Origin of the sequence: Bariatricus sp. SGI.154, assembly GCF_050313795.1 — a bacterium.
Lineage (GTDB): Bacteria > Bacillota > Clostridia > Lachnospirales > Lachnospiraceae > CAMBRQ01.
This window is the reverse complement of the sequence record NZ_JBNPMC010000003.1, coordinates 104,048-125,184: the sequence shown is the minus strand read 5'-3', so window position 1 is coordinate 125,184 and position 21,137 is coordinate 104,048. Positions and strand designations below refer to the sequence as shown.

Annotated in this window: 21 protein-coding genes and 1 tRNA gene; 1 reads left to right on the top strand and 21 read right to left on the bottom strand. The window is 44.2% G+C overall.

Features of this window, described 5'->3' with window-relative positions; all coding sequences use genetic code 11:
* Positions 1–2: 2 nt before the first annotated feature.
* Positions 3–1,769, bottom strand: coding sequence for an arginine--tRNA ligase (argS, locus tag ACQRBN_RS03295; protein ID WP_427737526.1), 1,767 nt, complete (start codon positions 1,767–1,769; stop codon positions 3–5).
* A 168-nt stretch (positions 1,770–1,937) separates the two neighbouring features.
* On the opposite strand from argS, the gene ACQRBN_RS03290 reads away from it, so the two are divergent.
* On the top strand, positions 1,938–2,597 hold the full coding sequence (locus tag ACQRBN_RS03290; RefSeq protein WP_427737525.1) for a flavin reductase: 660 nt from the start codon (positions 1,938–1,940) through the stop codon (positions 2,595–2,597).
* Positions 2,598–2,996: 399 nt separating this feature from the next.
* Here ACQRBN_RS03290 and ACQRBN_RS03285 read toward each other — a convergent pair whose 3' ends face one another.
* The 20 genes from ACQRBN_RS03285 to ACQRBN_RS03190 form a co-directional block, all read right to left on the bottom strand.
* On the bottom strand, positions 2,997–3,329 hold the full coding sequence (locus tag ACQRBN_RS03285; protein WP_427737524.1) for a branched-chain amino acid transporter permease: 333 nt from the start codon (positions 3,327–3,329) through the stop codon (positions 2,997–2,999).
* Positions 3,320–4,027 carry an AzlC family ABC transporter permease gene (locus tag ACQRBN_RS03280; protein ID WP_427737523.1) on the bottom strand — a complete coding sequence of 236 codons (708 nt, stop codon included), beginning with the start codon at positions 4,025–4,027 and terminating at the stop codon, positions 3,320–3,322. Before ACQRBN_RS03280 ends, ACQRBN_RS03285 begins: the two co-directional genes overlap by 10 nt.
* A 177-nt stretch (positions 4,028–4,204) precedes the next feature.
* A complete protein-coding gene (locus tag ACQRBN_RS03275) occupies positions 4,205–4,834 on the bottom strand; it encodes a hypothetical protein (protein WP_427737522.1) in 630 nt (209 codons plus the stop codon).
* 106 nt (positions 4,835–4,940) lie between these two features.
* Positions 4,941–5,012 (bottom strand) — tRNA-Arg (locus ACQRBN_RS03270).
* 158 nt (positions 5,013–5,170) lie between these two features.
* Positions 5,171–6,046, bottom strand: coding sequence for a DUF5688 family protein (locus ACQRBN_RS03265; protein WP_427737521.1), 876 nt, complete (start codon positions 6,044–6,046; stop codon positions 5,171–5,173).
* A gap of 189 nt (positions 6,047–6,235) precedes the next feature.
* Complete coding sequence (gene efp / locus ACQRBN_RS03260) at positions 6,236–6,799, bottom strand: elongation factor P (protein ID WP_427737520.1); 564 nt, start codon at positions 6,797–6,799, stop codon at positions 6,236–6,238.
* Positions 6,800–6,913: 114 nt separating this feature from the next.
* The gene (locus ACQRBN_RS03255; RefSeq protein WP_427737519.1) at positions 6,914–7,417 is read right to left on the bottom strand and encodes a YqeG family HAD IIIA-type phosphatase; all 504 of its coding nucleotides are present in this window, start codon (positions 7,415–7,417) and stop codon (positions 6,914–6,916) included.
* Complete coding sequence (locus ACQRBN_RS03250) at positions 7,417–8,202, bottom strand: shikimate kinase (RefSeq protein ID WP_427737518.1); 786 nt, start codon at positions 8,200–8,202, stop codon at positions 7,417–7,419. The genes ACQRBN_RS03255 and ACQRBN_RS03250 overlap by 1 nt, the downstream gene beginning before the upstream one ends.
* A gap of 128 nt (positions 8,203–8,330) precedes the next feature.
* The gene (locus tag ACQRBN_RS03245) at positions 8,331–9,026 is read right to left on the bottom strand and encodes a peptidoglycan recognition protein family protein (protein ID WP_427737517.1); all 696 of its coding nucleotides are present in this window, start codon (positions 9,024–9,026) and stop codon (positions 8,331–8,333) included.
* 98 nt (positions 9,027–9,124) lie between these two features.
* The gene (locus tag ACQRBN_RS03240) at positions 9,125–10,153 is read right to left on the bottom strand and encodes an aldose epimerase family protein (RefSeq protein WP_427737557.1); all 1,029 of its coding nucleotides are present in this window, start codon (positions 10,151–10,153) and stop codon (positions 9,125–9,127) included.
* Positions 10,154–10,438: 285 nt separating this feature from the next.
* Complete coding sequence (locus tag ACQRBN_RS03235) at positions 10,439–10,675, bottom strand: hypothetical protein (RefSeq protein ID WP_427737516.1); 237 nt, start codon at positions 10,673–10,675, stop codon at positions 10,439–10,441.
* 2 nt (positions 10,676–10,677) lie between these two features.
* On the bottom strand, positions 10,678–12,132 hold the full coding sequence (gene guaB / locus ACQRBN_RS03230; protein WP_427737515.1) for an IMP dehydrogenase: 1,455 nt from the start codon (positions 12,130–12,132) through the stop codon (positions 10,678–10,680).
* A 105-nt stretch (positions 12,133–12,237) separates the two neighbouring features.
* Positions 12,238–12,729, bottom strand: coding sequence for a DUF6106 family protein (locus ACQRBN_RS03225; RefSeq protein WP_427737514.1), 492 nt, complete (start codon positions 12,727–12,729; stop codon positions 12,238–12,240).
* A 161-nt stretch (positions 12,730–12,890) separates the two neighbouring features.
* Complete coding sequence (gene groL, locus ACQRBN_RS03220; protein WP_427737513.1) at positions 12,891–14,516, bottom strand: chaperonin GroEL; 1,626 nt, start codon at positions 14,514–14,516, stop codon at positions 12,891–12,893.
* A 29-nt stretch (positions 14,517–14,545) separates the two neighbouring features.
* Positions 14,546–14,830 (bottom strand): co-chaperone GroES, encoded by a 285-nt coding sequence (locus ACQRBN_RS03215; protein ID WP_427737512.1) that lies wholly within the window; start codon positions 14,828–14,830, stop codon positions 14,546–14,548.
* 115 nt (positions 14,831–14,945) lie between these two features.
* Entirely contained in the window at positions 14,946–15,251 is a 306-nt protein-coding gene (locus tag ACQRBN_RS03210) for a hypothetical protein (protein ID WP_427737511.1), read from the bottom strand.
* 106 nt (positions 15,252–15,357) lie between these two features.
* The gene (gene codY / locus ACQRBN_RS03205; protein WP_427737510.1) at positions 15,358–16,140 is read right to left on the bottom strand and encodes a GTP-sensing pleiotropic transcriptional regulator CodY; all 783 of its coding nucleotides are present in this window, start codon (positions 16,138–16,140) and stop codon (positions 15,358–15,360) included.
* 63 nt (positions 16,141–16,203) lie between these two features.
* Positions 16,204–18,288: a type I DNA topoisomerase gene (gene topA, locus ACQRBN_RS03200; RefSeq protein ID WP_427737509.1), complete on the bottom strand. Its 2,085-nt coding sequence runs from the start codon at positions 18,286–18,288 to the stop codon at positions 16,204–16,206.
* 23 nt (positions 18,289–18,311) lie between these two features.
* On the bottom strand, positions 18,312–19,397 hold the full coding sequence (gene dprA, locus ACQRBN_RS03195) for a DNA-processing protein DprA (RefSeq protein WP_427737508.1): 1,086 nt from the start codon (positions 19,395–19,397) through the stop codon (positions 18,312–18,314).
* Between the two features lie 8 nt (positions 19,398–19,405).
* Positions 19,406–20,944 (bottom strand): YifB family Mg chelatase-like AAA ATPase, encoded by a 1,539-nt coding sequence (locus tag ACQRBN_RS03190; RefSeq protein ID WP_427737507.1) that lies wholly within the window; start codon positions 20,942–20,944, stop codon positions 19,406–19,408.
* Between the last annotated feature and the right edge of the window lie 193 nt (positions 20,945–21,137).

Sequence of the window (21,137 nt, the reverse complement as noted above, 5' to 3'; positions counted from 1 at the left end):
GCCTACATCCTCTCCGGCGCTTCGAATCCCAGCACATCAATACAAGATTCCAATACTTGCTTCGTAAGCATCAGCAGTGCGATATAACTCTTCTGCTTCGCCTCGTCTTCTTCTGCCAGTATCTTCGTCTCATGATAGAAACGGTTGAATGCATTGGCAAGATCATAGATATAGGCACAGATCTTATGCGGTGCCAGTTCTTCATATGCATTCTCCATTACTTCATTATATTTCAAGACCTCCAGCATCAGCGCCTTCTCGCTCTCATTATGAGCGCCAGAAAGCCGAAGCCCTTCCACAGATTTTCCCTCTGCCTGATATTTATTCAAAATAGACTTGATACGCACAATTGTATATAAGATGTACGGTCCTGTATTTCCCTCGAAAGACGTAAAGCGGTCTACATCGAATACATAATCCTTGGACGCCTGATTAGACAGATCGCCATACTTAATCGCAGACAATCCTACAATCTTCGCAGTCTCCCTCGCCTCTTCTTCGGCAACCGTACGGTTCTCGGCAATCTTCTTATACATCTCTTCCGCAATCTCTGCAATCAGATCCTCCAGACGCATCACGCCGCCTTCTCTGGTCTTGAATGGCTTGCCATCCTTTCCATTCATCGTTCCAAAGCCTAAGAACTTAAGATCTGTTTCCTGCGGCAAGATGCCTGTCTTCTTCGCCGCACGGAACACCTGTACAAAATGCAGTTCCTGACGTTTATCCACAACATAGATGATCTTGTCCGGTTTATAGTCCGCCTCTCTTTGTACCATAGTCGCAAGGTCTGTCGTCCCGTACAAAGAAGCACCGTCAGACTTCTGAATCATACACGGTGGGATCTCCTTTGTGTCAGTCTCTTCTTTCACATCGATAACAAGAGCACCCTCGTCAATATGTGCATGTCCTTCCTTCTTCAGACGCTCGATCATATCCGGAATATAAGCCTGGGCATCAGACTCGCCCTTCCACAGGTCGAATCCCACATTCAGATTCGCATAATTCTTCTTAAGATCTGAAACTGACACATTCATAATATGATTCCAGATCGCAGTATATCCCTTATGCCCGTTCTGCAACAGATAGGTTGCATGAAGAGCCTCTTCACGATATGCGTCATCTTCCTTCGCTTTTCCGCTTGCCGTTGGGTAGATCTCCTCCAGTTCCCCTATGGTAAATGGCGCCTCTTTTGGATAATCACCCTCAAACGCATCATCAAAATACGGCAGTTCCGGCTGACGCTCCTTCAACTCTGTAATAATCAGTCCCATCTGATATCCCCAGTCACCCAGATGAATATCTCCCAGGACTTTATGCCCCATCTTTCTTGCAATCCGCTTCACACTCTCTCCAATGATCGCAGAACGCAGATGCCCTACATGAAGCGGCTTAGCCACATTCGGACCGCCGTAATCAATAACGATCATCTTCGGCTCTTCTACTTCTTCCAGTCCCAGTTTCTCATCGGATCCCATCTGATTCAGATAATCCGCCACATATTCTTTATCAAGTTTCAGATTGATAAATCCCGGATTCACGGCATTTACTTCACTTAAGCACTTGCTGCCCTTCAGATTCTCCACCACGTCATTCGCAATCATAATCGGAGCCTTGTGGTAAGCCTTAGCCCCTGCCATTGCACCATTACACTGATATTCACACAGATCCGGACGGTTAGAAAGGGTCACCTTCGCATAGGACCTGTCATATCCTGCCTTCTCAAACGCCTCTGCAAGTTCCTCTGCAATGAGGTCGATCATTTTCTTCATGTCATTTCCTCCATTTCTCCATCTTCAGCCCAAAAGTCTACTTAGTATTCTAACACAAGGAAATCCGCGCAACAACCTAATATTCAAACTCTTATTGCAAAAAATGGAAGAATATGATAATATAATTAATAACAATTACTATTATTATATTATTAAGGAGGGAATCCCATGAATACAAAAGTATTTCGCAATCTATCCTATGGCGTCTATGTTGTCTCATCCCTAGACCAGGAACGTAACACCGGCTGCATCGCCAACAGCATCATGCAGATCACTTCATCTCCTGCTACCATCGCCGTGAGCATGAACCATGATAACTATACCAATTCCTGCATCGCCAGCACAGGCATGTTCGCAGTATCCATCCTCTCAGAGGAATCAGACTCCTCCCTCATCGGAAGATTCGGCTTCCAGTCAGGCAAGGATGTGAACAAATTCGACAGCGTTGACTATAGCGTCAAAGAAGGACTGCCTATCGTAAATGATTCCTGCGGATATATTGTCTGTCGGGTCATCGATAAGATGGAGACTTCAACCCATACCGTATTCTTAGGCGAAGTCATCGACTGTGACACCATCGGAACCGCTCCAGCCATGACCTACGCATACTACCACAAAGTAGTAAAAGGAAAAAGCCCCAAAAACGCACCAACCTATCTGCCAGAAGAAGATGCCGCTAATGACATCCCCAATGATTCTTCTACCAAAAAGTGGACCTGCAGCATCTGCGGCTATGTATACGACGGAGACATCCCTTTCGAAGAACTACCACAAGATTACACCTGCCCAATCTGCAAACAAGGCAAAGAAAAATTCAAAGCATTATAAGAATTTATGACAAGGTGTACGTCAAAGAGTTGATTGAATCCACCTGTTATCTTTCCACCAACGACCTCCCCTTTGCACCCGCCGGCATCCCCTCCCAGAGGAAACGCCAATCCCCCGAACGCGCACAAGCGCGAGGGTGCATAATGGGTGGCTGGGGCGTCCTCTGAGGTCTAGAAAACGTTGCATCAAAATGAGCGATCCTTTCGCACGAAACTTGGATCACAAATCCAAGTTTCGAGGGCATCTGAGTCGCGAGCCCATCAAGGGCTCACGGCGAATATGCCCGATTGCGAAAGAATCGCTCATTTTGATGTTACGTTTTCTTACCGAAAGGTTCCGCCCTCAGCCACCCATTATGCACCCTCGCGCCGTCCCCCTTCGACCCAAACCAACATTCCTCTAAAACACCCCCTGAATCAACACCATATACAATACCGTCCCCACCCCAATACTCAAAAGATTATTCCGCTTCCACACATGCAGCCCCGCAGTAACCGCCACCGCGATCGTTTCCGGAAGCCCATGCGGCGCGTCCAGAACCGGAGTTGATTTAAGGCAATAGACAACAAGCATCCCTATTACCGCCGGCGTCAGTACCTTCCCCAGATACTGGATCAGCGGAGGTATCTCCTTCCCCTTCGGAAATACCAGGAAAGGCACTACTCTCGTAGCGAATGTGGCTGCTGCCACAACTAAGATAATTGCAAGCGATCTTGCCGCACTCACTGGCATATCGCATCCCCCTTCCTCTCCAATCTGGTTCTTGCCACCAGAAGTATCATAATAATGAACAGCATCGTCGGCAGCACGAAACTATCAGCCCCGAATATCTGAAGGCAGATGAAAGCCGCTGCCACTCCGATCACCTCAGGAATCCGGTTCTTCCGGTCCATCCATTGTTCCACAAAGATCACTACGAACAGTGCCGTCATAGCGAAATCAATTCCCTCTGAATGAAACGGAATCAAGGTTCCCGCCAATGCACCAATTGCCGATCCAAGAACCCAGTACGACTGATCCATAAGCGATATTGCAAACAAGAACTTATCCTCTGCAACCCCTTCCGGCACTTTCGTCGTACAGAGCAGGGAATATGTCTCATCCGTCAGACCGAATATCATATACCAGCGCTTTTTCCCCATACTATTGAATTTTTCAAGCAATGAGATTCCATAGAATATGTGTCTTACATTCACCATCAGGGTCATGAATATCACCTGAAAGAATGAAACTCCGGGAGCAAAAAAATTCACCGCCAGATACTGACCCGAACCCGCATACACCAACAAACTCATCAACATCGCCCACAGAAAAGAATACCCCTTCTCCGCATACATTATCCCAAATGCAATTCCAATAAACAGATACCCGGTCAGTACCGGAATCGTATACGGAAATGCTTTTTTGAATGCCTCCTTGTAACCAGACATACTTCTTCCTTCTTTCGTACCTCTTATATATTTTTCACATCTACGAAACCCGCTATCAGCAGTTCCGGATGCTATGGCAACCTACAGGATCTGCCACCGGCAGTTCCCTCCGGATGCTTGCAACAAAAAAGATCAGATCTCTGCATACTTACAGGGATCTGACCCCTTAAAATCTCTTTAACTCCCAGTGGAATCTTCATAAGCATCTTTCAAATCCATCAGCGCCTCCTGAAGTAAAGCATCCGACTGAACCGCTTCATGATATGCTTCCTGCGTCTCATTCATAAGAGCCTGTACATCTTCATGCTGCGCGATCTCCTGAATATATGCTTTTACTCCTTCATCATCAACATCCGGACTGACTTTCCATGCGCCTTCCTGATCCGCTTCCACATAAACTGTGCCAAGCCCTGGCACCTTCGTATAGATATCCTTTATCTTCATGTCATATCTGGCGAATGCCACATATGTACCTTTATATTTCCCCTGTTTTGTATAAACACTGACATCATCATAAGATTCTACAAAACTGGCTTTCTCTCCCAGTCGCTTATAATACTCTTTTACAGCACTGGTAACTTCCGGATATTCCTCCAGTCTGAGCGGATTCAGTTCCATGGTCTCACACCCTCTATTCTCCACCTTCATACTGTCAGAATTCGTCTTTTGTGCTTTCTGGACTTTTGCTTCGGTAAGGTCAGATCCAGCTACTCCTATGATCAATACCAGCACAACCAGAATGCCTATGATTCCACATCTTCTGTGCTTCAGGTAACTGACAGAGTAGTCTTTTCTTCTTCCTTCCATAAGACTACCTCCATATGCACCTATAGGACCTGCCACCGGCAGTTCCCTCCGGATGCTTTTGCAACTTTAAGTTTTATCATACGGGATTTCCATACGATAAAAAATACACACCCGGGCGGATTCGAACCGCCGCTCCCGCCTCCGGAGGGCGGTGCTCTATCCCCTGAGCTACGGGTGCATAATACCTTCTTACCGGACAATGCCTGTCCAATAAGATACAACTAATATGAAATTGCATTTGTTATATTAACACAATTTTTCCATAAAGTAAAGGAAATGATCTCGACAAATCTCACATTTCCTTTACTTTTTTTATTTATTTGCTTGATATCTCTCCTATAAAAGCAGTTTTCTCTTCTTCCTGTCGTAATAATATACCTGATTCGACAGCACCTCTTCTTCATCCACCTGCGTTTCATTAATCTCCGTCACCAGGCAGCACAATTCCTCTTTTCCCGGTGCTTCGCTTTCCGGCACAATGATCATCTCATGTACACTGCTTGGAAGAACGTAATAATTCTCCTTCAGATAATCTCCGATTCCCTCCAGACGATTCTCATACAAGATTGCCGCAGCGCCATAACTGCGGATGCGGTTACTCAAGATATACAGCACGTCTTTTTCCTCCGGCTCTTCATCTCCGGTAAGTTCTTCAATCACGGCATGCATCGTCTCGAACTCATAGGGCAGAACCCTCCATGTATTCTGACATGCCCTCTGGTAGATCTCCTTATCCGTCACGCCCCACATCTTCAGGTGCTCATCCCGGATCAACATGGATGCCATCCCATAAGAATTCACCTCCAGCAACACATAGAAGATGATTGCAAGATCCAGGTATTCTTCATATGGTACTTCCTTTAACAGTTCTTTATTCGCCTCACGGTTCACCAGATGATAGACAATCTTCCCCTCAATCTTCTGGTAATCCCTGATGAACTCACCTTCCCAGGATCTCTGGAAACGGATCTCTCTATACAGCCTCAGGATATCCCCCGCAATATCATCTACAGAATTCCCCTGCTGAAACTGCTGATAATATTCTTCAAGATAGATTGTAGGCGATATATTAATCCCTCTTTCTGCAAGTGTTATACCCAGTCTTCTTGTGCCATTATTCTTAACAGACGTCTGGATATATACGGTGATATTGTCTTCGACCCCCTCCTTTACCTTCACTTCTACTGCATGGATAAACTGATAATAATTCATTGAACTCCTTCCTTTACTGCAGCATCTGAATCTTTTCATGGAAACCGGCAGGAATTCTGCCTGTGAATCAATTAGAATATGATTATAAATATTATGGTAATATCATTATAAAAAAGCCCTGCACATATGGCAAGGCTTTTCGTTAGACATCTTTCGACATCATCTTCACATTATTTACAAATATTCTGCTTATGCTCTGGACAGGTATTCTCCTGTACGTGTATCAATCTTGATCGTCTCTCCCTGCTCTACAAACAGAGGAACCATAACCTGAGCACCTGTCTCAAGAATTGCCGGCTTTGTAGCACCTGTTGCTGTGTTACCCTTAACACCTGGTTCAGACTCTGTAATCAGAAGTTCAACAGTAAGTGGCGGCTCAATAGAGAACGGATTGCCCTGATAAGAGATTACAGTTACTTCCTCATTCTCTTTTACAAACTTCAAAGAATCGCCAACCGTATCCTTGCTTACCGGAATCTGGTCATATGTCTCCTGATCCATGAAATAATACAAATCTCCGTCGCTATACAGATACTGCATCTTTTTTCTCTCGATATAAGCTTCATCATAAGACTCTGTAGGACGGAAAGTTCTCTCTACAACTCCACCATCGATTACATTTTTAAGTTTGGTACGAACGAAAGCGGCACCTTTACCTGGTTTTACGTGAAGGAACTCTAATACCTGATATACGTTTCCCTCGATCTCCAGGGTCATACCATTTCTAAATTCGCCTGCGCTTTTCTTAGCCATTATATAATCCTCCTTAAATCGTGCCCCAGATGGACACTTAACGTTCTTTTCACTTTATTCATTCTATAATAGATTACGCCTTTTTTCAACCTTTTTTTGCCGTGATTCGCCATTCTAATGCTGTTTCAGACTTCTCTTATAAAAATGCAGCACAATTTTCTCCAGATAACGCTTCAGCACAATCTGAATCTCTTCCTTTGGATGGATTGGTTTCACCAGAATATTACTGATTCCTGCCCGCTTCGCTCCCCAGACATCCGTAAAAAGCTGGTCACCGATAAACATAGAATTACTCCTGTCGGTTCCCATAATCTCCATGGCTTTGATGTAGTTCTTCGTAGATGGCTTATGAGCATCGTACACATAATCCACCTGGATGTCCTGGTTGAACATCTTCACCCTCGGCTCCTGGTTATTCGAGATCAGACAGCACCTGAAACCAATCTTCTTAAGCCGTGCGAATAAAGCCACCGCCCTTGCATCAGCAGGCGCTCCGTGGGGAACCAGCGTATTATCAATGTCAAAAATCAGCCCCCGGTATCCTTCCTCATACAATTTTTCAAAATCAATGACATATGTAGAGGCTACATATCTGTCAGGAAAAAACATATCAAACATTAATCTTCATCCGTTTCTGTCAGTCTCTGTACTAATTCTTCACATATCTGAAGAACCGTCTTATTATCTGTATTAATTACAATATCTGCTGCCACCTCGTATTTCTCTCGGCGCTGCTCCATCAGTTCAGAGATGCCTTTTACATTCTTTCTGCCATTCAATACCGGTCTGTCATCACTGTCCTTCACGCGGTCATAGATGGTCTCCGGGCTTGCTGTCAGAAGCACCACCTTGCCGTTCTTCTTCATCTCTGCGACATTGCGCTCTCTCAATGCCGCACCACCTCCACAGGAGATGACCGTATTCTTGTGAGACTGCATCTCTATCAAGAGATTCGTTTCCAGATCACGGAAATATTCTTCTCCATATGTTGCAAAAATATCCGGAATGCTCATCTCTTCGCGATTCGCAATCACCTGATCCATCTCTACGATATCCATAGCAAACATGGTGCTTAAATAATCAGAGATTGTCGACTTGCCGGCTCCCATGAAACCAATCAACACAATATTATAATCGAATAACTTTCTCGCCTGGATTCTCTTACTGTTCTTCAGAATGCGTCTGAATACATCATAGATCTCATCTTTGTACTTATTTCCTACCAGTTTCTCTTCCAGCCTTGCCCTCTGCTTCTCTTCCTGCCGCGGTTGTAAGATTGGCATTCCATAAGTTTCCTTATATGTCATAATCTTTTCTACAATTGAATTACGCTCTACCAAAGCATCAATAATCTTATCATCACACAGACCTAACTGCTCTCTGTACATCTCTAAATCGTTCATCGTTTTTCTCTCCATTTCCATTACCTGGCATCCATCACACACTCGTGTATTATATCAATAAACCTGGCATTCCGCAAGATTTTCCTTCATTTCCTCTTTGGTATTTTTCTTTCATCTGTATTCCCTAACTATTTCGTATTTTCAATTGCTTCTTTAATATCTGCCTTAAAATTCACCCACGCTTCTTCATTCTCCACAAAATATTTCGGGCAATTCTTGCCAGTCACATCATAGTGACGGATCACATCCTCCTCGTTCAGATCGAACTTCATGCAAAGCCACGCACACAGCTGCACCATAGACCGATATGTCTCTCTGTTGAATTCTCCCGTCTCGTCAGGATGGCAGCATTCAATAGATACCGTGTCTATATTACGGCTATTGGAAGCATAAGCCATCTCCCAGGTAGGAACACACTGTACAATCTCACCTTCTAATCCCACGATAAAATTACTGCTTGCCTGCGTATCATGCCCGTCTTTAAGCCCTTCAAAATAATTCCTGTTATCCATGGCCGTTGCCCCCGGATTCGCCGTATAATGGACCACGATACCAGTGATCTTATTGGTTGGAGTCCCTGGTCTGGAATAAGGATTAACTGTCAATAACTCCACATCAATATCCGGCTTCACTGCTTCAATCTTATCTCCTTTTAATTCAACGTACTTATTGGTCAGCCATGTGGGTTTTAAAAACTTTACCAGAATAAGCAGAACTGTCAGTATTAATAATAAAATCAGGCCCAGACGTATATTACGCTGGACCTTTCTTTTCTTTTGCGCTTCCGTTAATCTTCTGCGGTATTTTCTCTTCTTTCTCCTCATAAAACTTCTCCGTTCAGCGATCTGATATTATCATAACATAACTTTTTTGTAATTTTATAAAAAGTTCCTTAGAAATTTATGAAGATAAGAGAGCATTTTTATACAAAAAATTTGTATGTTGTGGTTGTATCGTAAGTTTCTCCTGCTCTTACGACTGGTCCCTGGAAGTGATCTTTATGTACTGCATCCGGGAAGTACTGAGTCTCAAAGCAGGCAGCGTGGCGTTTTTCATAGATCGCTCCGTTTTTACCGGTTTCACGTACTATGAAGTTACCTGTGTAGAGCTGCATGCCCGGAAGGTCTGTGTATACTTCCATTGTGATTCCGGTTGCTTCAGAGTGCATAGCCGCTACTTTGCGGGTTCCGATTCCATTCAGTACCCAGTTATGGTCATAGCCACCGCCGAGGTGCAGCGCTTCATAATCAGCCTCGATTTCCTTTCCTATCGGCTTCATCTGACGGAAATCCATCGGCGTTCCCTCAACCGGAACAATCTCTCCGGTAGGAATTGATTCTGCGTCTGCCCTTGTGTATGCATCTGCACAGATCATAACCTCCTGATCCAGGACCGTACCAGATCCGTTACCTGACAGGTTAAAATAACTGTGATTCGTAAGATTCAAAAGTGTATCTTCCTCTGGAACTGCCACGTAATGGATCTTCACTTCGTTCTCTTCTGTCAACGTATATGTTACGCGGATATCCACATTTCCCGGATACCCCTGATCACCATCTTCACTGTGAAGCAGGAAAGTCACATGGTTGTCATCAACTTCTTCCGTCTCCCACATTCTATAGTTATAGTAATCCCTGCCGCCATGCAGAGAATTCTGGTTATCATTCTGCGTCAACTGATAAGTCTTTCCATTTAATTCAAATGACGCCTTCCCGATACGATTCGCAACTCTTCCCACTGTCGCACCAAAATACAATGTTCCAGCCTCATATCCCTTCACATCATCATATCCAAGCACTACATCCTGAACCTTCCCATCCTTATCCGGAACCTGGATCTGCACTAAAGTTGCACCAAAATCCGACACCGCAGCCACCATGCCATTCTGATTCTTCAACGTATACAACGACGTCTCCACACCTTTAGATGTAACTCCAAAACTACTTACCATAATTCCATTCCTCGCTTCCTTAATTTTAATATTATAAAAAGACCATACACACGTCTTCTTACTATCTTCCCAAAGTTCATCCCATCTGCTTACTATCTTCCTAAAGATCATCCCCATCTTCTTACACTCACCATAAAATTATCCCCACCACCACCTTATAACATTTTCCCCCTCCCGTCAATATTCTTTCCACACTCTCCCATCACACAACCGCAATCCTCCCACAATAAAGTCCTGACGCTGAGCGCACCAGGATTCACGAGAGTCTGGGGCTGTACGGGTCCGTCAAGCAAGCATACGGACCGTTAGTATATAAGAAGCCGGAATCCAGCATGAGGATTGGATCACCAATCCAATCCTCAAGAGCCTCTGAAACGGGAAATCATCAAGATTTCCTGTTGAATAGGCTCGGTTGCTGAATTCCGGCTTTTTATATACTTCGGACCGTTCGCGATGCGCCCCGGACTCATACAGCCCCAGACTCTCGCGAATCCGTCCGCTCACCATCAACTTTATCCCCAAGATTATTCATCCACACTATAATTCGGTGCCTCTTTCGTAATATGAATATCATGCGGATGACTTTCTTTCAATGATGCTGCTGAGATCTTCACAAACTGTCCGTTCTTCTTCAGATCCTCAATGGTAGGAGTTCCACAGTAACCCATACCCGAACGAAGTCCGCCCATCAACTGGAATACGGTATCTTCTACAGTACCCTTATATGCAACACGTCCTTCCACGCCTTCCGGTACTAATTTCTTAGCATCAGACTGGAAGTAACGGTCTTTGCTTCCGTTCTCCATTGCTGCGATAGATCCCATGCCTCGATATACTTTGTATTTTCTACCCTGATATAACTCGAATGTTCCCGGGCTCTCATCACATCCAGCGAAGATGCTTCCCATCATACATACGTTGGCTCCGGCAGCAATTGCCTTCGTCATATCTCCGGAATACTTGATACCACCATCCGCGATCACCGGGATACCATACTTATCTGCTGCTTCGTAACAATCCATAACTGCCGTGATCTGCGGAACACCGATACCTGCTACGATACGGGTTGTACAGATAGAACCTGGTCCGATACCAACCTTAACCGCATCAACACCTGCTTTGATCAATGCCTCTGCTGCTGCACCTGTTGCCACATTACCTGCGATCACCTGAAGATCCGGAAATTTGGATTTTACCATATCTACAGTACGAAGTACATTCGCAGAATGTCCATGCGCAGAATCCATTACGATAACGTCAACTTTTGCATTCACCAGTTCCTGTGCTCTCTCCAGGCAGTTTGCTGTGATACCGATTGCGGCACCGCAGAGGAGGCGTCCCTGAGAATCTTTTGCAGATAATGGGTACTTGATCTGTTTTTCAATATCTTTAATCGTAATAAGACCTTTTAAGTTGAAATCCTTGTCCACAATTGGAAGTTTTTCCTTTCTTGCCTTTGCAAGGATCTTCTTAGCCTCTTCTAACGTAATGCCTTCCTGTGCTGTAATCAGCCCCTCGGAGGTCATTGATTCTTTTATCTTTTTAGAGAAATCTTCTTCGAATTTCAAATCACGGTTTGTAATGATACCTACTAATTTTCCATTTTCAGTAATCGGAACACCTGAGATTCTGAATTTGCCCATCAGATTGTTAGCATCTTCCAGTGTATTCTCCGGCGATAGATAAAATGGGTCTGTAATAACTCCATTTTCAGAACGTTTTACCTTATCTACTTCTTCTGCCTGCTGCTCAATTGACATATTCTTATGGATAATACCGATCCCCCCCTGACGAGCCATTGCAATCGCCATACGATGTTCTGTAACCGTATCCATTCCAGCACTCATCATCGGTATGTTTAACTTAATCTTTTTTGTCAAATAAGTTGATAAGTCAACCTGGTTTGGAATTACTTCTGAATAAGCCGGTACTAAAAGCACATCATCAAATGTAATTCCTTCTCCAATGATCTTTCCCATGATTGTTCTCCTCTCTTTCTCTTTTTAGTTTAATAGTTAAATGCTATCATAACCAATTATGATAGCATTTGTCAACACATTTTTTGCTTTTATTTATCTTTTTCTTTACTTGCGTATTACCTTCCTTGGAGCCATTAAAAAGAACCCTTCTATAATCATATCATTTGGCTCAAATACAATCTTCTTCAGTTCGCCCTGTCCTGACACGATCAGAGCATATTCTTTCGCCTGTCCGGTTCCGGAAGTAAAATCATATGTTCTTGCATTCTGGAACTGGCGTAACTCTGCCGCATCAACCGGCGCAAGCAATTCCACATCAGCTACATTCGCTGAAAACATCTTTTTTCTTCTTGATTTGTTCATGATCTTATCAATATCCAGATCTCCATTCACGAACAAGTATTCATATTCTACCTTCAGCCTCTGGAACATGATCACATCCAGCACGATCATTGCAACCGGTGCAAGAATTCCAAAAGGAAACATCAGCATCACCAGAAAAGACACGATCGTTACCGCGACCAGCACCGCCTTTATTACAACATCTTTCATATTCGTCTGCTTCTTTACCAACTGTTCTGTATAAAAGTCACCCATCTTTATTCCTCCGTACTTTTGTAAATAATACCTGTCTATAGATACCAGATTCTATATCTATCCAACAGACGGGCTTATGCCCAACAAGATGGTTTTATTATAGCACACTACATATAAAAAAGAAAACTCCTCACACGAGGAGTTTTCAAAAATTTCACATATTACATCATGCCCATTCCTGCACCTGCGCCTGCTGGCATTGCCGGAACATCTTCTTTGATATTCGCAACAACAGATTCTGTTGTCAATAATGTAGAAGCAACGCTTGTTGCATTCTGAAGAGCGCTTCTTGTAACCTTAGCAGGATCAAGGATACCGCTTTCTACCATATCTACATAGTTCTCTGTCAGAGCATCGAATCCCATGCCAGGATTAGATTCTTTTACTTTATTGATAATCACTGATCCTTCCAGACCTGCATTCGCTGCAATGTGGAATAATGGGGCTTCCAGAGCCTTTAATACTACGTTAGCACCAGTCTTCTCATCTCCCTCAAGACCATCAGCAAGTACAGCCACTTCTTTTGCTGCGTGGATGTATGCAGATCCGCCTCCAGCGATGATTCCTTCTTCTACAGCTGCTCTGGTTGCTGCAAGAGCATCTTCCATACGAAGTTTTGCTTCTTTCATCTCTGTCTCAGTTGCAGCACCAACACGGATAACTGCTACGCCGCCTGCAAGTTTTGCAAGTCTTTCCTGCAATTTTTCTCTATCAAAATCAGATGTTGTCTCTTCAATCTGCATCTTAATCTGGGATACACGATCTGCAATCGCTTTCTTATCGCCCATACCATCAACGATGACTGTATTTTCCTTCTGTACTTTTACGGATTTTGCACGTCCTAACTGATCCAGAGTAGCCTCCTTAAGATCCATTCCAAGTTCATCAGAGATTACCTGTCCTCCTGTCAGGATAGCGATATCTTTGAGCATCTCTTTTCTTCTGTCGCCATATCCCGGTGCCTTTACAGCAACAACGTTGAATGTACCGCGCAGTTTATTAACGATCAGTGTAGTAAGTGCCTCACCTTCTACATCCTCTGCAATGATCAGAAGTCTTGCGCCGGACTGAACGATCTGCTCTAATACAGGAAGAATCTCCTGGATGTTAGAGATCTTCTTATCTGTGATCAGGATATATGGATCATCCAGAACTGCTTCCATCTTATCCATATCTGTTGCCATATATGCGGATACATATCCACGGTCAAACTGCATACCTTCTACCAGGTCTAGTTCTGTCTTCATGGTCTTAGATTCTTCGATTGTGATAACACCATCGTTAGATACCTTCTCCATTGCATCAGCAACCATCTCACCAACTTCAACATCGCCTGCGGAGATCGCTGCTACTTTTGCGATCTGATCTTTGTCTTTTACTTTGCTTGACATCTCAGCAATTGCCTTTACAGCTACGTCTGTAGCCTTCTTCATACCTTTACGAAGGATGATCGGGTTAGCGCCTGCTGCCAGGTTCTTCATGCCTTCATGTACCATTGCCTGTGCAAGTACGGTTGCTGTTGTAGTACCATCACCTGCTACGTCATTGGTCTTGGATGCAACTTCTTTGATCAACTGTGCTCCCATGTTCTCGAAAGCATCTTCTAATTCAATCTCTTTTGCAATTGTTACACCATCATTCGTGATCAATGGTGCTCCGAATGATTTATCCAGAACTACGTTACGTCCTTTTGGTCCAAGTGTTACTCTTACTGTATCTGCCAGCTGATTTACTCCTGCTTCCAATGCGCTTCTGGCTTCAGCGCCATATTTAATTTCCTTTGCCATAATTGCATGCCTCCTAAAACTTTATTATATTATTCACAAACAGCCAGGATATCATCCTGTTTTACGATAATGTATTCTTCATCATCAATCTCTACGGTTGTTCCTGCATATTTCGAATAGATAACCTGCTGTCCTACTGTAACATTCATCTGTACTTCCTTGCCATCTACGGTTCCGCCCGGACCCACAGCAATTACTTCTGCCTGCTGAGGCTTCTCTTTAGACTGTCCAGGAATAACGATTCCGGATTTGGTAGTTTCTTCTGCTATTAACTGTTTTAATACAACTCTGTCTCCTAATGGTACTAATTTCATAAGTTTATGCCTCCTTTAAAAATATCTATATTTGTTAGCACTCATAAAAAGAGAGTGCTAAAAACTCTAGATATAAAATAGCACTCTCTTCTGACTTTGTCAACACACTTTATATTTAGTTTACAAGATTTTTATAAAATCCATTCTTAATCTGATACTTCATCACTTTGCCACGTTTGTTCCAGTACCTTTCTCTGATACATCCCTTGCATCCGATCGTCCCATCCTTCGTCTCAATCCGGCATTCGTAGATTCCATCCAATGAAAATGCCGGCAGTTCCGTATCCTCTGATAACAGATATATGCTCTCCTCCTCAGGATGATACGTAATAATCTTACAATGATGAATCTTCTCGTCAAAATATCCATCCTTCAGTATCATTCGTTCCATCCTAAGTGTTACCTGACATTCCTCATACATATCTATCGCTCCCTTCCTTACGCAATCATTGCTTTATTGTCACAAAGGCATCTGCTGCGAGAGTCAAATAAGGGTATCAGTTGCCCGATACCCTTGATCTTTTTGATTATTTCATACGTTCCGCTTTAATATGCTCCAGTTCCGTGAATACATAATCATTCACAACCTTGATATAGGTTCCTTTCATACCGGAAGAACGGGATTCGATCACACCTGCGCTCTCAAACTTCCGCAGGGCATTGACGATAACGGATCTGGTGATTCCTACTCTGTCAGCAATCTTGCTGGCAACCAGAATTCCTTCCGTTCCATCCAACTCTTCAAAAATGTGGATGATCGCTTCCAGTTCTGAATATGACAATGTACTGATTGCAGACTGAACAATATGCTCTTTTCTGGTCTCCTCTGCACTCTCTTCATTCACAGAACGAAGCATCTCCAGTCCTACAACTGTTGTCCCATACTCACTTAAGATAATATCATCAATCTCATACATCTGTTCTTTCTTATAGATAAACAGTGTTCCAAGGCGCTCTCCTGCAATATCAATCGGAGTAATAATTGCCTGATATCCTTTTACCGCCTCTTCTGAAAATCCCAGTGTCTGCAGATTAACATTCTCCTTGGTAGACAAAATACTAAGAAGCCGCTCATTCAACATCGCGTCAATATGCTTGCCGACTTCCTGCTCAATCAATTCTTTAATATATGGAACGCCTTCACATTTACTGCCTCCAAGTACTTTTCCCTTTTTACTGACTACCAGCACATTGGAATCCAGAATCTCTGTGAGTACCTCACATATATCATTAAACACTACTTTGCTCGAGTTGTTATTGTGCAGTAATTTATTGATTTTTCTAGTTTTATCTAATAATTGTACACTCATTGGCAATCCTCCATCCTTTGAATGTTATATTATCATACAATTCAGGAACTTTCAATCAATTTCCTAATTATTTTTACTATTTTCTTTATTTTCTACGTATCCACATTTTTCATCACCACAGAGAAGTTTATTCCCCTTCTCTACCATGTAACTTCCACATCTCGGACACTTCTTTGTGGAAGGCTTCTGCCAGGACATAAATTCACACTCCGGGTTATCCTCACAGCCGTAATATTTTCTGCCCTTCTTCGTCTTACGGATTACTACGTCTTTACCACATATTGGGCATGGCACTCCCACTTTTTCAAGATAAGGCTTGGTGTTCCTACATTCCGGGAAACCTGGACATGCCAGGAATCTGCCGTGCGGACCGTATTTGATCACCATGTTTCTTCCACACTGGTCACACACAACATCCGTAACCTCATCTTCGATCTTCACCTGCTCCTGTTCTTTTTCTGCCTGTTTGACAGCCTCTTCCAGATCAGGATAGAAATTCTCAATAATCGTCTTCCAGTTTACTTTGCCCTCTGCAACACCATCCAGCAGGCTCTCCATGTTCGCAGTAAAGTTCACATCCACAATACTCGGGAAGGACTGCTTCATAATATGATTGACAACCTCGCCAATCTCCGTAAGATACAGATTCTTATTCTCCTTTGCCACATATCTTCTGGCAATGATGGTGGATATAGTCGGCGCATAGGTACTTGGACGTCCGATTCCCAACTCTTCTAATGTCTTTACCAGTGCCGCTTCGGTATAATGTGCCGGAGGCTGCGTAAAATGCTGCTTCGTCTCAAAACTTTCCTTCTTTAGCACAGAATCTTTATCCAGCCCCTTTATCAGCACGTTTCCTTCCTCTTTCTCTTCACCAGCCTCAATATATACAGAACGGAAGCCTTCGAATACAATCTTAGATGCTGCCACCGTAAACCGATACTGTCCTGCCGCAATCCGCACGGAAGTCGTCTCGTATCTTGCCGGCCGCATTCTGCTGGCAACAAACCGCTTCCACACTAGCTGATACAGACGGAACTGGTCTCTGGTCAGCGATTCTTTTACAGCCACCGGAGTACGGGTTACATCCGTCGGACGGATGGCTTCATGTGCATCCTGGATAATCTTATTGCCATCACCTGTCTTCGGTTCATTTGCTGCAACATATTCCTGTCCATAGTTCTGCGCGATATAAGACCGTACATTCGCATCAGCCTCTTCCGAGATTCTGGTGGAATCCGTACGCAGGTAGGTAATCAGACCAACCGTCCCATTGCCTTTGATATCAATTCCTTCATAAAGCTGCTGTGCAATCCTCATGGTCTTCGCCGTCGCAAAATTCAGCGCCTTAGACGCCTCCTGCTGCAGCGTACTCGTGGTGAAAGGGACTGGCGCCTTTTTGATACGCTCTCCCTTCTTGATATCCTCCACCGAATAATCCGCTGTCTCCACTTCCTTCAGGATCTCATCCAACTCTTCTTTCGAATGAATGGCCATCTTCTTTTTCTCTGTGCCGTAGAATTTTGCCGTCAGCAGTTTCTTCTCGCCTTCTACTTTCAGATTGGCATCCAAAGTCCAGTACTCTTCCGGTATGAAAGCATTAATCTCTTCTTCTCTGTCTGCAATGATCCGAAGTGCTACCGACTGCACGCGCCCCGCGCTTAAGCCCCTTTTTACCTTCGCCCAGAGAAGAGGGCTGATCTTATATCCTACAATTCTATCCAGCACTCTTCGTGCCTGCTGGGCATCCACTAAGTCCATGTCAATCTCTCTTGCATTTTTCAGAGATGCTTTTACCGCATTCTTTGTAATCTCATTAAAACTAATCCGGTATGTCTTCTTGTTCTCTAACTTCAGTGCCTGACTCAGGTGCCACGATATCGCTTCTCCTTCACGGTCAGGGTCGGTTGCCAGGTATACTTTGTCTGCCTTCTTCACTTCTTTGCGAAGATTGGCAAGTATGTCCCCTTTCCCCCGGATTGTAATGTATTTCGGTTCATAATCATGCTCCACATCTATCCCCATCTGACTCTTCGGCAGATCTCTTACATGACCGTTAGATGCTGTCACCACATAATTACTCCCTAAAAACTTTTTAATTGTCTTCACCTTGGCAGGAGACTCTACAATTACAAGATAGCGTGCCATAAACTTGCTTCCTCCATCAAAAACTAGCGAACCTTTATATAATAATTCTTCGATACTTCCCTAATATATCCTTTTAACTCTAATGTTATCAGCCTTTCTAAGATTTCCTGAACGCTAAGTCCAGTCTCGTCTATCAACTGGCTAATCCCCTTTGGGAACAAATCGAGACAACTATACACCATATTTTCGGGACTTTCAAGCACTTTTTGATTTTTGTCAGAATTTTGTTCAAATTTCTTATCACCCATTCCCAATTCACTTAGCAAATCTTCCGGCGAAATCAGAATCCCTGCTCCCTGTCTGATCAGCCTATGACATCCCTTGCTCAACGAACTTGTCACCGGTCCCGGAAGCGCATACACTTCTCTTCCCTGTTCCAGAGCCATATCTGCCGTAATCAGCGAGCCGCTTCGTTCCTTTGCTTCTATAATTAATACTGCATCTGCCAGTCCGCTGATAATCCTGTTCCTTGCGGGAAAATACATCGGAAGCGGCGGCTGTCCCGGAATCTGCTCAGATATCACGCCTCCCTTAACCTGCATATCCATATATAGTCCGATATGATCCTTCGGATAACAGATATCTACTCCACACCCTAATATACCATATGTCGCCCCTCCTCCATTTAATGCACCTCTTTGCCCCGCTCCATCGATTCCTCTTGCCATACCACTGATAATCTGTACCCCCGAAAGGGCCAGATATTCCCCATATTCTAATGCCATCTCTTCTCCATAAGGCGTACACTTTCTGGCACCGACAATCGCTACCGCAGGCAGTTCCTCCTCCGGAAGACGCCCTTTTACATATAATGCATATGGCGGATTCAGTATATCCTTAAGCCTCAGAGGATAATCCTTCGTGAAATACGGAATAAACCGGATCTTCTGCTCCTGCAGCCGTTCCCAGTTCTCCTTAAGTGCCATTTCTCCTCCCTTTCTTTTATTCAGAATCGCATCCACATCTTCAGGTTTCAGATAATCAAGAAAACGCAATTGCATTTCTTCTATATAATATACTGCTTTTCCATCGCCATATTCTTCCCGCAACCGTCTTTTTTTCTCGTCTGATAACCGATGAATTGACGCAAGCCAATATTCATACATCATATCCGTTTTCACCTCCCCCAGTACTTCTTATCCAGTGTGCGATATCCAATCGCCTCTTTCAGATGACACTCTCTAATCTTCTCACTTAATTCCAGATCTGCAATGGTTCTGGCAACTTTTAGAATCTTGTGATAGGTTCTGGCTGTCAGCCCTAACGCTACGAATGCCTGTCTCATCAGCAATTCCTCCCTGCGTCCAAGATGGCAGTATTCCTTTAATTCTTTCACTCCCAGCATGGAATTCGACAGAATCCTCGTCCCTATGTATCGCTCATTCTGGACCTCTCTTGCCTTACATACCCGGCTTCGGATCACAGCCGAACTTTCCTGCTTTTCTCCCGCGCTCAACGCTTCATAAGAAACTTTCGGTGCCTCTACGCAGATATCAATACGATCCAGAAAAGGCTGGCTGATCTTTCCCAGATATTGCTGAATCTGTCCCGGCGTGCAGCCACATTTCTCAAAATTCGGATAATTGCCACAAGGGCACGGGTTCATTGCAGAGGCCAGAATAAAGTTTGCCGGGAATACATAATTGCCATGACTTCTTGTGATACGGATCTGCCGCTCTTCCAAAGGCTGCCGCAGAACTTCCAGCACCGGTTTCTGGAATTCTGCCAGTTCATCTAAGAACAATACCCCGCCATGAGCCAGACTAATCTCTCCCGGCACCGGAATCATCCCACCTCCAATCAGTGCCGCCTTCGTTACCGTATGGTGGACACTGCGAAATGGTCGTCCTGTTATCAAAGGATGTTCTTTATCTACCATCCCAAGTACGCTGTATATCTTGGTAATCTCCATACTCTCTTCCAGGCTTGGCGGCGGAAGAATCGTCGGAATTCTCTTTGCCATCATGGACTTCCCACTTCCAGGCGGTCCTACCATCAACAGGTTATGTCCGCCTGCCACTGCAACTTCCGCCGCCCGCTTCACTGCCTCCTGCCCTTGAATATCACTGTAGTCTACAAGTTCAATATCCAGGGAATTCGCCACCTTGTTCCTAATCCGTCCAGACGGAACCTCAAGTTCCTGCTCCCCTCTTAAGTACTGACACGCCTCCCTTAGATGCCCGACTCCGAGAATCCGAATTCCTTCCACCAACGCGCCCTCTTGTACATTCTGCTCCGGAAGAATACACGCATGGCACCCTTCTTCCTTCGCCTTCATCACGATGGGAAGGATACCTGACACCTCCTGGACTCTGCCATCCAGGCTCAATTCCCCTACAACGAGCGTCTCCTTTAAGCGTTCTTCCGGAAATATCCCCATAGAAGCCAATACCGCCAACGCAATTGGCAGATCAAAAGACGCACCTCTTTTCCTGACTGTTGCAGGTGCCAGATTAATCACCATCTTTTTGGCAGGAAGCTGTATATCCGAATTGCGAATCGCCGTCCTTACCCTTTCGGAAGCCTCTTTTACCTCCGAAGACAGATATCCCACCATATGGAACATCGGAAGTCCATTACTTACATCTGCCTCAACATGGATCATCTCAACATGAAGCCCATGAATCGCCGCAGATACTACTGTGCTGAATGCCATTCGCATCCCCCTTTCTGCTTGATACTGTCAACGAATCTTAAATCAATGCTTATGATTCTGATACTTGTGATATATGGTCGAACCGACCGATTAGAGTTGCGGAAGGAAATGAATCAAAGCCATACGCTTCTATCATCTCCAATAAGATTAAGAACAATTGGATTAAGATAAATCCCTCTCTTAAAATGTGAAT